Here is a 515-nt window from a genome sequence, read left to right as displayed (position 1 = left end):
CACCCATTTGCTGAAGCTGGAAGACATCAACAAGGGCTTCGACCTCATGCATGAGGGCAAGTCGATCAGAAGCGTGGTCGTCTATTGAAGGAGGTTCGAATTCGCTTCGTCGACCCCGAGAAGTCGACGATCCATCGAATACGGAACTTTGGCGAGGATCTTTGGCGCAGCTTTCGCGAAGAAAAGCGCGTCACGATCAGTCTGGAGGAGATTGACCGTGCGCAAGATCAGGTCGCTTACCTCGTGCAAGGACAGTTTCTAAGGAGGAGCCTGACCGAAGTGCATCGTCTGCTGAAGGTGCACTTCATGGAAAATGAGGTAGTCATCGAGACCTAGTTGAGATGACAAAACAGGGAGGAATGAAATGCCGGAAAAACTGCATCCGAAAATCGACAACGGTTTACCAAAGGAAAGCGCAAGCTTTGCCGGCGGCACGCTGGTCTGCGCCTGCACCAGCAAGCCGGTGAAGGTGAAGGTCAAGGGCCAGATCGCCCACAACCATGCGTGCGGCTGCA

Annotated in this window: 1 protein-coding gene and 1 pseudogene; both read left to right on the top strand. The window is 53.8% G+C overall.

Annotated features, from left to right (window positions below; translation table 11 throughout):
* Positions 1-84 precede the first annotated feature (84 nt).
* Positions 85-336 (top strand): hypothetical protein, encoded by a 252-nt coding sequence (locus tag ACWTU9_RS33200; RefSeq protein ID WP_454588471.1) that lies wholly within the window; start codon positions 85-87, stop codon positions 334-336.
* 28 nt (positions 337-364) lie between these two features.
* Positions 365-515, top strand: a pseudogene (locus ACWTU9_RS33195) (S-(hydroxymethyl)glutathione synthase); the annotation flags it as partial.

The organism is Mesorhizobium sp. 128a (assembly GCF_053848025.1).
The sequence above is the reverse complement of the archived record's forward strand: the minus strand, read 5'-3'. Positions and strand labels throughout refer to the sequence as shown.